This is a genomic window from Haloprofundus sp. MHR1 (assembly GCF_005155585.1).
In the GTDB taxonomy this organism is placed as follows: domain Archaea; phylum Halobacteriota; class Halobacteria; order Halobacteriales; family Haloferacaceae; genus Haloprofundus; species Haloprofundus halophilus.
Window position 1 is genome coordinate 210,321 of sequence record NZ_CP039833.1, and the last position, 12,073, is coordinate 222,393.

General features: G+C 65.6%; 10 protein-coding genes. 6 read left to right on the forward strand and 4 right to left on the reverse strand.

The window, feature by feature from the left end; all coding sequences use genetic code 11:
• Nucleotides 1–93: 93 nt before the first annotated feature.
• Nucleotides 94–993, reverse strand: coding sequence for an acyltransferase (locus FCF25_RS01015; protein WP_137047002.1), 900 nt, complete (start codon nucleotides 991–993; stop codon nucleotides 94–96).
• 110 nt (nucleotides 994–1,103) lie between these two features.
• On the opposite strand from FCF25_RS01015, the gene FCF25_RS01020 reads away from it, so the two are divergent.
• Both FCF25_RS01020 and FCF25_RS01025 read left to right on the forward strand, forming a co-directional pair.
• The gene (locus FCF25_RS01020) at nucleotides 1,104–1,547 is read left to right on the forward strand and encodes a hypothetical protein (protein WP_137047003.1); all 444 of its coding nucleotides are present in this window, start codon (nucleotides 1,104–1,106) and stop codon (nucleotides 1,545–1,547) included.
• 55 nt (nucleotides 1,548–1,602) lie between these two features.
• Nucleotides 1,603–2,934, forward strand: coding sequence for a glycoside hydrolase family 68 protein (locus tag FCF25_RS01025; protein ID WP_137047004.1), 1,332 nt, complete (start codon nucleotides 1,603–1,605; stop codon nucleotides 2,932–2,934).
• A gap of 18 nt (nucleotides 2,935–2,952) precedes the next feature.
• On the opposite strand, the gene FCF25_RS01030 is transcribed toward FCF25_RS01025, so the two are convergent.
• Both FCF25_RS01030 and FCF25_RS01035 read right to left on the reverse strand, forming a co-directional pair.
• The gene (locus tag FCF25_RS01030) at nucleotides 2,953–5,097 is read right to left on the reverse strand and encodes a GH32 C-terminal domain-containing protein (RefSeq protein ID WP_137047005.1); all 2,145 of its coding nucleotides are present in this window, start codon (nucleotides 5,095–5,097) and stop codon (nucleotides 2,953–2,955) included.
• 168 nt (nucleotides 5,098–5,265) lie between these two features.
• Nucleotides 5,266–6,000 (reverse strand): helix-turn-helix domain-containing protein, encoded by a 735-nt coding sequence (locus tag FCF25_RS01035; protein ID WP_137047006.1) that lies wholly within the window; start codon nucleotides 5,998–6,000, stop codon nucleotides 5,266–5,268.
• Between the two features lie 361 nt (nucleotides 6,001–6,361).
• Between FCF25_RS01035 and FCF25_RS01040 the strand changes: the two genes are divergently transcribed.
• From FCF25_RS01040 to FCF25_RS15990, 4 genes are all read left to right on the forward strand, one after another.
• Nucleotides 6,362–7,654 carry an MFS transporter gene (locus FCF25_RS01040; protein WP_117594361.1) on the forward strand — a complete coding sequence of 431 codons (1,293 nt, stop codon included), beginning with the start codon at nucleotides 6,362–6,364 and terminating at the stop codon, nucleotides 7,652–7,654.
• Nucleotides 7,655–7,956: 302 nt separating this feature from the next.
• The gene (locus FCF25_RS01045; RefSeq protein WP_117594362.1) at nucleotides 7,957–9,009 is read left to right on the forward strand and encodes an aldo/keto reductase; all 1,053 of its coding nucleotides are present in this window, start codon (nucleotides 7,957–7,959) and stop codon (nucleotides 9,007–9,009) included.
• 446 nt (nucleotides 9,010–9,455) lie between these two features.
• Nucleotides 9,456–9,791 carry a hypothetical protein gene (locus FCF25_RS01050; RefSeq protein WP_117594363.1) on the forward strand — a complete coding sequence of 112 codons (336 nt, stop codon included), beginning with the start codon at nucleotides 9,456–9,458 and terminating at the stop codon, nucleotides 9,789–9,791.
• 157 nt (nucleotides 9,792–9,948) lie between these two features.
• The gene (locus tag FCF25_RS15990) at nucleotides 9,949–10,377 is read left to right on the forward strand and encodes an HVO_2922 family protein (protein WP_137047007.1); all 429 of its coding nucleotides are present in this window, start codon (nucleotides 9,949–9,951) and stop codon (nucleotides 10,375–10,377) included.
• Between the two features lie 42 nt (nucleotides 10,378–10,419).
• On the opposite strand, the gene FCF25_RS01060 is transcribed toward FCF25_RS15990, so the two are convergent.
• Nucleotides 10,420–11,973, reverse strand: a complete 1,554-nt coding sequence (locus FCF25_RS01060; protein ID WP_137047008.1) for a heme-binding protein — start codon at nucleotides 11,971–11,973, stop codon at nucleotides 10,420–10,422.
• Between the last annotated feature and the right edge of the window lie 100 nt (nucleotides 11,974–12,073).

Sequence of the window (12,073 nt, forward strand, 5' to 3'; positions counted from 1 at the left end):
CCGAATATCTGCTTTCGCTAACCAAAAACTATCGCAAGAAAATCACGTTTCGACGTTCAAACCTCTCCGAACGTCGAGGGCCGAACGCTCGGCTCAGTTCGACGACTCGAAGTCGCGTCCGAACTCGTCGAACACGTCGACACCCTCGGGGAGGTCGTACGGAATCTCGCGCTCGGCCTGTCGGTTCTCGCCGCCGGCCTCCAGCGGTTCGGCTTCGTCCTCCCACCCCGGCTTGATTTTCACGCTCTTCGCGGGCGTGCCGACGGCGACGTGGTGGGCAGGAACGTCACCCTGTACGACCGACCGCGCCCCGACGACGCTGTTCTCGCCGACTCTGCAGCCGGCGCGGACCATCGCGTCGTAGGTGACGCGCGCGTCGTCCTCGACGACGGTGTGGAAGTTTTTCACCGCGGTCTGGTCGACGATGTCGTGGTCGTGGCTGTAGAGGTGGACGCCGTCGGAGATGGAGACGCGATTCCCGATTGTGAGTTCGCCCCGGTCGTCGAGGTGGACGTCGTCGTGGACGACGGTGTTGTCGCCGACGCGGATGTTGTGGCCGTACGTCATCGTGATGCCCTTGAACAGGCGGAGGTTCTCGCCGGCCTCCTCGAACAGGTGGTCGGCGAGCATCTGTCGGAACCGGAGGGCGAACTCCACGTTGTCGGCCATCGGCGTCGCGTCGAACTGCCGCCAGAGCCACTGGAGATGCTTCGAGCGCTTGAACTTCTCCTCGTCCTTCTCGGCGTAGTACTCGGACTCCAACGTCGAGTTACACGGGTCGTACCCCTGCAGGCGGACGCGCTCGGCGTTCGATACGTCTTCGCCCGCCTGCCAGCGCTCGTACGCCTCGCGGTCGCCGTAGAGGTCGACGAGCACGTCTTGGACCACGTCACAGGTGTCCTCCTCGCCGGAGAGTCGTTCGTCAACCTCGTCGATGAAGGCTCGAACTCCTTCCTCGGCCGCGAGGGGGAGCGAGATGTGACGTTTTGTCATCGGACCAATTTGGCTATCATCGCTCAAATCGGTTCGGGTGTGTGCGCGCCGGGTCAGACCACGCGAAACCGGGAGATACACTCTTGTCGAGGCAGATTCTCATCGAAGTCATGCGCAGACGGCGATTCTCGCGGGGCGTCGTTTCGGTCGCGGTCGGCACGGTTCTCGTCGGGTGCGCCGACGGTACCGCGACAGATAAGCCGACCGCCGTCGCACGCGAGCGGGCACCGCCTTCGGAGAAGTCGAGAAAGGTACTGCTGCAGAACGACGATACCAGTCGCCGTTCTCTCTCGCTCTCCGTCGCGTACGCCGGCGAAACCGTACTACACTCCACCTACGAGTTAGAGCCCGCCGAGATGCGCGACGACAACAGAATTCCCGGAACGGACGAGACGACTCCGTTCGTCGACGCGACGGGAACGTACCGAATCGACGCCGAAACGAGCTCTCGCTCGAAACGGTGGGAGTGGTTCGTCTCGAACAAATCGAGAAACGGACAGCTACGTATCACCGAGGACGGCGAACTGACGTTCTCCGAAGTTCCGCAGCTGTAACCTCGCGTCGAGCGCTATCGGGAGAGATTAGAGCCTGCATCCGACAGGCTACAGCATGCAAGACGACTCCGAGCGGCGTTCCCCGGCCGAGGACCGCCGCACCCCGGCGTGGACCCGCGACCACGCCGCCGGCATCGAGCGCTCCGAGGACACCGTCGCGCCCATCATCTACCCGCCGGAGGCACCCGTCGACTCCGACCTCCACATCTGGGACACGTGGTTCCTCCGCGAGCGCGACGGCTCGGTCGCCGAAATCGACGGCTACCGCGTCATCCTCGCGCTCACCTCCTCCTCGGAACTCCTGCCCGGCAAGCGCCACGACGTGGCGACCGTCCGCTACTTCTACTCGCGCGACGGCGAGAACTGGGAAACCGGCGGCCCCGTCTTCGACGTCGACGAGAGAGGGCCGCTCGGGTCGCGGCAGTGGGCCGGGAGCGCGCTGTACGACCGAGGCGAAGACGACGAAGGAACCGTCTACGCCTACTACACCGCCTCGGGTGCACGAGGTGAGGAGGAACTCACCTACACGCAGCGGCTCGCCGTCGGCCACGGTGGCACGATAGAGGCGGACGAAAACGGCCTCCGCATCGAGGGGCCGTGGACCCACGAAGTCCTGTTGGAACCGGACGGCGAGTACTACGAGACCGAGAGCCAGTCGCGCGGAATGATTTACACCTTCCGCGACCCGTGGTTCTTCGAGGACGACGGCACGACTTATCTCCTCTTCGAGGCCAACACGCCGGTTCCCGAGGAATCGGACGCCTGCGGCGGTGACGCCGCCCAGCAGGAGTTCAACGGCAGCGTCGGCGTCGCCGAGTCGCCGACGGGCGACCCCGCCGACTTCGAACTCCGGCCCCCCTTACTCGACGCCGTCTGCGTGAATCAGGAACTCGAACGCCCGCACGCCGTCCGCCGCGACGGGCGCTACTACCTCTTCATCTCCAGTCACGACCACACGTTCGCGCCCGGTCTCGACGGCTACGACGCGCTGTACGGCTTCGTCGCCGACTCGCTGCGCGGCGAGTACGAACCGCTCAACGGCTCCGGTCTGGTGCTGACGAACCCCGCGAACGCGCCGTTTCAGGCGTACTCGTGGCTCGCCTACGACCACGGCGACGAGTTGCTCGTCACCTCCTTCTTCAACTACTTCGAGTTCGACCGGCCGAGTCTCGACGAGGTCGCGGTGCTCCCCGAGGCCGAACAACTGCGTCGCTTCGGCGGGACGCTCGCGCCGACAGTCCGGCTGAAACTCGACGGTAATCGGACGAGGGTGGTGGGCACGCTCGGCCACGGACACCTCCCGCTGCCGGACGAGAGACTCCCGGAACCGTGGTGGGAACGCGGCGAGGAACTGCCGAACGAGAGCGGGTACGGGCGGCGGACGTAGGCTGTCAGAGCCGTCGCCTCAGGACCGTCGCTTCCCGGCCGGGAACGTCGCTTCGAGCTCCCACGCCCTCGCCGACCGTAGCGTCGCGCCGCCGCCGACCGCCGCCAGCGACACGCCCTCCGCGTCGTCGCGCGTCGGGTAGACGCGGCTCGTGAGGCACCGGCGCTCGTTCGCGAACAGTTCCAGAACCGAGCCGTCGACGAACGCGCGAAGCGAGAGCGAGTCCCCCCCGACGGGCATCCGTTGTTCGCCTCTCGCCGCCGGACCGTGGCTCGACGCCGAGCGGTCGACGACGACCGACTCGCCGTCGTATCTGACTACCGTTCGCTCCGAGAGCGCGGGTGACTCGAAGGTGCCGAGTTCGAACGTCGCACCCTCTTCGAGGGCGACGTCGAACGCCAGTTCGTAGCTGTTACCCGTCACCCTGAGCGCCCGGCGTTCGCCCGCCGACAGCGACACGTCGCCGGAGAGCGCGCTCCGCTCGCGGAGGCTCGCCAGTTCGGCGGCCGGTCGCTGGACGATGTCGCCTCCGGACACGTCGAGTTCCCGCGGCAGCGACATCGCGCCCGACCAGCCGGCGCGCCACTGCGCGTCGAGGTCGCGGGCTTCGGGGAGCCACCCCCACGTCAGCACGCGGCCGTCGGGCGCGCGAAGCGACTGCGGGGCGTAGTAGTCGCCGTAGTCGAGCACGCCCTCGTTCGTCGGGGCGAAGTCGGGCGCGTCCAAATCCGCCTCGCCGACGAAGTAGATGGTCCGGTCGTAGTTCGAAACCTGCAGAAGCTCTCCCTCCTCGAACGTCAGCAGCTCCGGGCACTCCCAGACGGTTCCGGGGTCGGGCTCCTCGCGGCCGAACAGCGGGCCGACGTACTCCCACTCGTCGAGGCTCTCGCCGCGGTAGAGCAGCACGACGCCGCCGCCGGACTGCGCGCCCGCGCCGATGAGCTGGTACCAGACGCCGTCCTGTCGCCAGACGCAGTGGTCGCGGAACTCGGCGTCCCAGTCGTTCGTCGCCAGCACGGGCGGGTCCGTCGGCGCAGCCTCGATGACGGGGTTCTCGGCGTGCTTGGTCCACGTCCGGAGCTCGTCGTCGGCTGCGGTCGCCAGACAGGGCAGTTGGACGCGACCGCGGCCTCCGGTGTACAGGAGCCTCGGCGTTCCGTCGGTGTCGACGACGGTGCACCCCGACCAACAGCCGTCGCGGTCGGGACCGTCCGGCGACGGCGAGAGCGCCACCGGTTCGTCGCGCCAGTCGACGAGGTCCTCGCTCGTCGCGTGCCCCCAGTGAATCGACCCGTGGAACGGCCCCGCGGGGTTGTACTGGTAAAACAGGTGATACCGCCCGTCGTGGTAGACGAGCCCGTTCGGGTCGTTCAGCCAGTTCGCGGGTGCGGCGAGATGGTATCCGGGTCGGTGGTGGTCGTCGGAAAGCGCCGTCCGGACCGTCTCGAACCCCTCGGTATCGTCGGGTCGTTCGGTGAACGTCGGCCACCGGTCGGAAGAGAGCGACGCCAGTAAGTTCCGTGCGAACCGGTCGCATTCGCGCGTCTCGCCGCTCTCGCAGTCGAACTGGAGATGCTCGCCGACACCGGCGACCGCCCCCGCGCCGACGCGCCACGACAACAGCGACTTGTGACCGACCAACAGGTCGTCGCCGCGCAGTGAACTCCCGAGAACCTGCCCCCGTTCGGGGACGAGTGTCTCGTATCGCGCGAACTGTCGGCCGTCGTCGGGCGACGCCAGGTGGAATCGGTCGTCGAACGACTCGAACACCGGGTGGTCGGCGTAAAGCGCCTTTCGCGCGAATCCGGCGGGTTCGTGAACGTCTTCGACGCCGACGGCGTCCGGGCGGACGCTGTCGATGCCGAGGGGTTCGACCGCGGAGAGGGCGCGAAGCGAGAGAAGTACTCCGCCGCCGTCTTCGAGAAACGAGTGGATGCGTGGAGCGCTCTCGCGGACCACCGCCGGCCCGTCGTCGAGAGGCGCGTCGCGGTGCCACCAGACCGCGTCGTAGGCGCCGAGGTCGACGGCCCCCTCGGCGACGGCGGCGAACGAGACGATATCGGCGGTCGTCGCCGCCTCCGCGCACCACTCGTACGCCGCCCGCTGCTCCGGCGAACGGTCGGTTACGTACACACACGCGACGCGTGCTGGGAGCGTGTCCATCCTCTACGACTGACGTCGCTGGGCGATTAAGCGTTGCCGACTCCCGTTGGCGACCGGACGCGCTTCCGACCTGACTGTACGTGGGTTCAACAGACGGTAAGGCGAACGCCTCGGGGACGTACTCGCCGCCGGATAGTCGAGCACTCTCCCCTGGCGGGTGCCGGAAGCTCAATCGGCGGCCTGTTCGGCCTTGCGGGTCTCTTCTACTCGCAGCGGGTCGGCCGTCGAGGTCGCGGTGACCAGTCGCAGGACCTGTCCCGCGTTCGTGAGGAGTTTGTTCTCCGCCTTCCGGAGGTGTTCTTCGTACGTCGAGCGAGCGACGGCCGTCTTGCCGGCCAGTTCCCGGAGGGAGGTCTTCCGCGGTTGCTCGTAGTACCCGCTTTCCAGCGCTAACTGGAGTGCAGCCAGCTGCCGGTCGGTGAGGTTCTCGAACAGCTGATTCGCCGGGGCTAACATGCTGTGCGGAATCTGCGTCTCCGAAATCGAGGTTTTCGAGAGCAACTCGATTTCCCTATCGGCTCGCAGGTCACCAAGTAGGTCCCGAATATCTTCGCTGTCGAACGCGACCACCGTGTAGTGCTCCCATCCCTGGCGGTAGATCGTCGGCGACTGGTACAGGCAGTTGTGCTCCTCGAAGCGGTCGATGATGGACTCCTCGAGCGAACAGAGACAGGACTGCGTGACGACGTGATACCCGCTGTCGTCCTTCGACTCGTGCAGGACGGTCCCGATCTGGCCGATCTCCTCGAGTAACTCGTCGGTCGGCGTCGTCTCCGAGGAGATTTCGAGCACCTGGCAGTCGCTCAACGGCCACTCGCGTATGGTCAGGTCCGGGTGCCGTTCCGAGATCTTCCGGTACGGACACTCGTGTTCGACCCGAATCGAGGCCTCGTACAGACTCATGGGACCAACTTTGACCCGGTGACGATTAAGGGTGCCGGCCATGTCCGGCAGTGCCTATATGCAAATACGAATCTTATCCGTGAACACCGATGCGAGAGTTACCGGCGGGAGAACCCGGCGAACAGTTACGAAACGCGGCAGTACACCGCTCGTCCTCGATATCCGTCACGAAGACAACGAGGAGTGGCGTATTCCGGGCAATCTCAACGACGACGTCTACGACGAACGAACACTCGTCCGAGAACTCGCGTCGAACCGGAGCATCCCGAGAGCGCGTCGAGCGGACGAACGTCGGGCGGGAATCAGCCCCGTCGACGAGTCGGCCGAACCGGGTCCCAACAACTGCGCGACTGAGTGATTCATGAGTACGGAAACCGAACTCAAACAGGGCATCCGCGAGCACCTCGGGCAGTTCTCGCTACACGTCCTCTTGGTGTTTGCGACGGGCCTGACCATCGGGTCCGAGCGCGCCGTCGTCCCCGTGCTAGGTCGTGACGTACTCGGCGTCGAGTCGCTGCTCGTCATCGGCTCGTTCGTCGTCTCGTTCGGGTTCGTCAAGGCGCTGCTCAACCTCTACGCCGGCAAGTGGGGCGGCGAATACGGCCGCAAGCCAGTGCTCGTCCTCGGGTGGGCGACTGCACTACCGCTTCCGGTCATCCTGATCTTCGCGCCGAGTTGGGGCTGGATCACCGTCGGGAACATCCTCCTCGGCATCAACCAAGCGTTGACGTGGAGTATGGCGATCAACGCCAAGATAGATATCGCAGGTCCCGAGCAGCGAGGGCTGGCCGTCGGTATCGACGAGGCGTTCGGTTACAGCGGCGTCGCCGCCGGTGCCTGGGTCACGGGGGTCATCGCCGCCCGGACGAGTCTCCGACCCGAGCCGTTCTACTTCCTCGCTGTCGTGGTCGTGTTGGCGTTCCTCATCTCGATCTTCCTTATCAAGGAGACGGTCCAGCTCGCGGCGGTGGAAGTCGACGACGACGACCACCACGACGCGAATCTCCCGTTCATCGAGGTCCTGAAGCGGGCGACCTACGGAGACAGAACGCTGTTCGCCGCGGCACAGGCGGGTCACATCGAGAAGTTCGTCGACACGCTGTTCTGGCTCGCCGTCCCACTGTATCTCACCGGTCGGGGGCTCGGAATCGCGGCTGTCGGGCTCGTTATCGGTATCCACAGTGCGATGTACTTCTTTCAGATCGCAACCGGTGGCCTCGCGGATCGGATCGGTCGCCGCCCGCCCGTCGTCGTCGGCATGTTCCTCGCCGGCGCGGGTATCCTCGGAATGGTACTCGTCGAAGGGTATCTCCCGTGGGCCGTTCTCTCGGGCGTTTCCGGGCTCGGAATGGCGCTGCTCTACCCGAATCTGATGACCGTTCCGGGCGATGCGGCTCATCCGACGTGGCGTGCGACGGGGATGGGCGTCTACCGGATGTGGCGTGACGCTGGCTACGGAGTCGGTGCGATCCTGATCGGACTCTCGATGGAGTTCGTGAACGTCGAAGCCGCGTTCTACACGACGGCGCTCCTGATGTTCGTCTCCGGCGCAATCGTCTACGTCTGGATGGAAGAGACCCATCCCGACTTCGGGACTCACGAGCCACCCGCTCCGGCTACTGAACCGCCGACTCGTGTCGTGTCTGAGGACTAGTGTTGTGGCCCGGGCCCTTTCTGGACTCGTTCGTCCTCAGTCTGTTTTGTCACGTCGGAAAATCCCGGCTGTCGAGAACCGATGCGGAAAACCCGTCCAACCGAGTCGCCGAAAAGAGCTGTTTGTAGAACCGCGGACCGGCCTTCGAGAGATTTTGTATCTCAGTATGTGGTTTACTCCTGGGCGCCCGCCGACGACGGCGACGGTCGCCCTCGACCGCGAAACGTCGACGGCACGTCGGTTCTGCCGGTTTCGACGGTCGAACCGGTTCCGATAAGTGTCGTCTCACCTTAGCTCGCGGTATGAACTACCGAACGCTGGGCGATTCGGGAGTGGAAGTGAGCGAAGTCGGCTTCGGCGCGTGGGTCGTCGGCACCGACTGGTGGGGCGACCGAACCGAACAGCAGGCCATCGAGATGATCGAACACGCCCTCGACCGGGGGATCACGTACTTCGACACCGGCGACGTCTACGGTCACGGCGACAGCGAGAAACTCGTCGGGAAGGCGCTTTCGGACCACCGCGACGAGGTGACGCTGTCGACGAAGATCGGCTACGACTTCTACAACCACCCGCAGGCGGGCCACGGCGAGTTGCCCAAGCGGTTGGACCCCGAGTGGATTCGAACCTGCGTCGAACGGAGCTTAGACCGGCTCGACACCGATTACGTCGACTTCCTCCAACTGCACAACGCGAACGTCGACGAAGTGACGCCGGAAGTGGTCGAGACGCTCGAATCGCTGCAGGAGGAGGGAACCGTCGACGCCCTCGGTTGGGCGCTCGGCCCCTCTATCGGGTGGCTCGCGGAGGGTGACCGCGCCGTCGAACTCGACTTCGACGCCGTTCAGACGGTGTTCAACGTGTTCGAGCAGACTCCCGGACGCCACTTCCTCGACACCATCGCACGCGAGGGGGCGGACACGTCGGTCATCGCCCGGGTCCCCCACTCCTCGGGACTGTTGAACGAACAGGTGACGCCCGACACCGAACTGGATGCCGGTGATCACCGCGGGTTCCGCCCCGACGAGTGGTACGAGACGGGATGGGAGAAGGTCGAAGCGCTTCGGTTCCTCGAGCGCGACGGAGAACGGACGATGGGCCAAGCGGCGATTCAGTGGCTACTCAGCCACGACGCCGTCGCGTCGGTGACGCCGACGTTCCGGACGGCGGACGACATCGACGAGTGGGCGGCCGCCTCCGAGACGCCGCCGCTCTCCGAGGCAGAAGTCGAACGCGTCGAGACGCTGTATCAGGATAACTTCGGCGTATCCCGCGACGATGGCATGGATAGCCTTCGCTCCTCCGTCGACGGTGCGGACCTGGTCGGCACCGGAAAGCAGAACGCCGGGTTGTAAACCTTCTACTGCGATACGAATTCCCGAAGAACGAGCAAGCGACGTTCCGCGTGTACTACAGCGACCACGGCCGCGACTTCGAACTCGACGACATCGCCGAAGACGCCCGGCCGGGAGCCGCCCAGCGCGACCTCCGGTGAGGTAGCAGACCACTTCGACTCTCGATGAACGCGATCTTCGAACGGCTCCGTCGCGGACGGGCGGATCTCGTCGCAAAGACACTCTCGCTGCTCTCACTGGGTCGGTCGGCCGTCGAAGGAGCGCGACGCGCCGTGTTCGCGGTTACTTAATACCCTCCCACACGAGGCCCCGGTTATATATCGTCGGCCATTATAGTAACTAACTGACAGTATGTGGTCCAGCCTTCAGCGAAGAACGAGCGTCGCTACGTGCTCGGTGAAACAGTTCGGTCGGCACCTCGGCGTCGACCACGCCTCACCACAGTAATGTCCGCGAACGACCCCGAACGATCGCTCTCACCGTCGACGGTGTTCGAGTTGCTCGCCGACCCCTCGCGCCGGGGCGTGCTGTACGCCCTCTCCGAGTCGGACGACGGTATCCGGTACGAACGACTCGTCGACGGCCTCCTCCGTCGAGAGATCACACCGTTCGACGACCGACGCCGACTCCGCCTCGAACTCCACCACACCGTGATACCGAGACTGACCGCGTCCCCGTTCGTTCAGTACGACCGCCGGACTCGCCGTCTCCGACTGACCGACCCGCAGTCGGAACTCGAACCGTATCTCGAGTTTGCACGGTCGATGGACCGTTCCCGGTAGTCGCGTGCTCCGGCCATCCGCATCCCGCTCTCGCACCCCTCCGCTTCGCTTCGAATCGGACGGCAGGCGACGGTGCGTGCGCTCACCCACCCACTTTCACTGCGCACCCTCGACAACCGTCGGAAAGTAATACGTTCATCGACGTCGTCGGTATCGTATGACCGACTCACACGTCCACGTCTCGGTTTCGGTCGTCGCCGACGGCGAGACTATCGGCCGGTACGACTCCGACTCGCAATCGACCGCGAACGCGTCGGAGACGACAGAAGACGCCGACGAGCGGGGTCGAGCCGCCCCGGCCGAAACGACCGAAGCCGCCGAGACGCACCAGGCGGTCGAGACGCCCGAAACGGACCACGAACCGGACGCCGATGCCGGAACCGATTCTGACGACTCCGAATCGGACGCGGCGGCGACGTTCGAGCTGTACCGCGACAGAGCCGACGAGTGGCGCTGGCGGCTCCGACATCGAAACGGCAACATCATCGCCGACGGGGGCGAGGGTTACTCGTCGAAGGCGGCCGCGAAAAACGGTATCAAGAGCGTCCGAAGGAACGCGCCGGGAGCGACGCTCGTGACGCGCTGAGCCGACTGGGTCGTGCGACCCGACCGAATCAGCCGGGTCGTCTCAGGCGAGGAAGACGTGTCGCGGCCGGTCCGCGAGCACGTCGCGACCCCACTGGACCGTCTCGCGGAACTCGTCGCTGCGGAAGAAGCCCATCGCGTCCTCCTTCGAGCGCCACTGACTGGCGATGAACATGTCGTCTTCGTCCTCGACGTTCACCATCAGGTCGGTCTCCTGGTGGCCCTCCATCTCGTCTAAGAGACCGCCGACGGTGCCGAACTTGTCGACGAACTCCTCTCGGTGGTCGGATTTGACCGTGTAGAACATCCCCATCGTGCCGAACCCGGACCCTTCGCCCGCGCGCGAGACGATGCCGGGGAGCTCCGAGAGGAAGCCGGCGGCCGTCTCCGCGGCGCTCTGGGTCTCCCAGATGCTGACGACGGCCGACCGACCCCGCTCGTTCGCCTCGTAGACGGCCGTCTTGACGTGCGTCCCGTAGTGTTCGAAGTTGCCGCGGAGCCCCTCGACCTCGTCGAACACCTCGTCGGTGTCGGCTTCCGAGTACAGCACCGTCGCGTACACGTCCTCGCCGTGGGGCTGTCCGGCGTAGATGTTCAAGTCGGTGAGTTCGCCGCGAATATCCTCGTCGTCCGTCGACTCCTTATCGTGGCCGTCGTCACCGTGGTGACCGCCGTCGCCGCCGTGGTGACCACCGTCGCCGCCGTGGTGACCACCGTCGCCGCCGTGGTGGTGACCGCTGCCCTCACCGTGATCGTGGTGTCCGCCGCTCTCGCCGTGGCCGTGACCGTGGTGGTCGCCAGCGCCGTCGTGTTCGCTCGTCGGCACCGGTTCGCCGTCGAGGTACGCGCCGAGGTCGGTCGGCGGGAACCGACGACCGACGTAGAACTGCCCGAACTCGCCGTAGCGAGACGACGCCTCGTCGAAGCGCATCTCGTAGACGATATCCTTGATGTCGGTCGGGTCGCTGCCGAACAGGGTGACGCCCCACTCGTAGTCGTCGAAGCCGACGCTGGAGGCGATGACCTGCTTGATTTTGCCCGCGTACTTCCGCCCCACGTCGCCGTGGCCGGCCATCAACTCGGCGCGCTCCTCGAAGGAGAGGTCGTACCAGTTGTACTCCTCGCCGCGGCGCTTGCTCATCGGGTAGAAACTGACGTACTCGTCGTCGGGGATGTCGGGCTTCATCTTCCCCTCGATGTAGCGCCGGAGACCCTCGTCGACGGCGTCTGCGCCCTCCTCGAAGTACTCGTCGGAGACGTAGCCGCTGACTTCGGTCACCGAGACGTACGACGTCGGTTGGTCGGTGAACCCGGCGAGCGCGGTCCGCTCGAAGCGGCGCTCGGCGGTCGACAGCGCGTCGAGTGTCGGCCGGAAGTGCAGTACCAGGAGGTCGGCTTTGTGACCGACGACGGAGAACACCGCCGACGCGCCCGCCTCGTCGTCCTCGACTGCTTCGTGCGACTGGAGGTAGTCGACCGCTTCCTCGACGGCGCGGTCGCGCTCTCGCTGGGGTGCGTTGCGCCACGCGTCCCAGTCGATGCTCCGGAAGTCGTGCAGCGCGTACCACCCTTCCTCGGTCTGCGGCGCTCGTGGCATGCCCCGACGTTGGACCCCGTCGACTAAGGGCGTTTTGAGTCGCGACGCGGAGAGCCGCCCCCGCACCTGATTTCACCCCAACTGGTTTTACATCAGAGAG

Coding starts and splice junctions, on each gene's coding strand:
- FCF25_RS01035 (WP_137047006.1), bottom strand. CDS start 6,000: ATGAGTCTGTACGAGGCCTCGATTCGGGTCGAACACGAGTGTCCGTAC.
- FCF25_RS15990 (WP_137047007.1), top strand. CDS start 9,949: ATGACCGACTCACACGTCCACGTCTCGGTTTCGGTCGTCGCCGACGGC.
- FCF25_RS01050 (WP_117594363.1), top strand. CDS start 9,456: ATGTCCGCGAACGACCCCGAACGATCGCTCTCACCGTCGACGGTGTTC.
- FCF25_RS01015 (WP_137047002.1), bottom strand. CDS start 993: ATGACAAAACGTCACATCTCGCTCCCCCTCGCGGCCGAGGAAGGAGTT.
- FCF25_RS01040 (WP_117594361.1), top strand. CDS start 6,362: ATGAGTACGGAAACCGAACTCAAACAGGGCATCCGCGAGCACCTCGGG.
- FCF25_RS01060 (WP_137047008.1), bottom strand. CDS start 11,973: ATGCCACGAGCGCCGCAGACCGAGGAAGGGTGGTACGCGCTGCACGAC.
- FCF25_RS01030 (WP_137047005.1), bottom strand. CDS start 5,097: ATGGACACGCTCCCAGCACGCGTCGCGTGTGTGTACGTAACCGACCGT.
- FCF25_RS01025 (WP_137047004.1), top strand. CDS start 1,603: ATGCAAGACGACTCCGAGCGGCGTTCCCCGGCCGAGGACCGCCGCACC.
- FCF25_RS01020 (WP_137047003.1), top strand. CDS start 1,104: ATGCGCAGACGGCGATTCTCGCGGGGCGTCGTTTCGGTCGCGGTCGGC.
- FCF25_RS01045 (WP_117594362.1), top strand. CDS start 7,957: ATGAACTACCGAACGCTGGGCGATTCGGGAGTGGAAGTGAGCGAAGTC.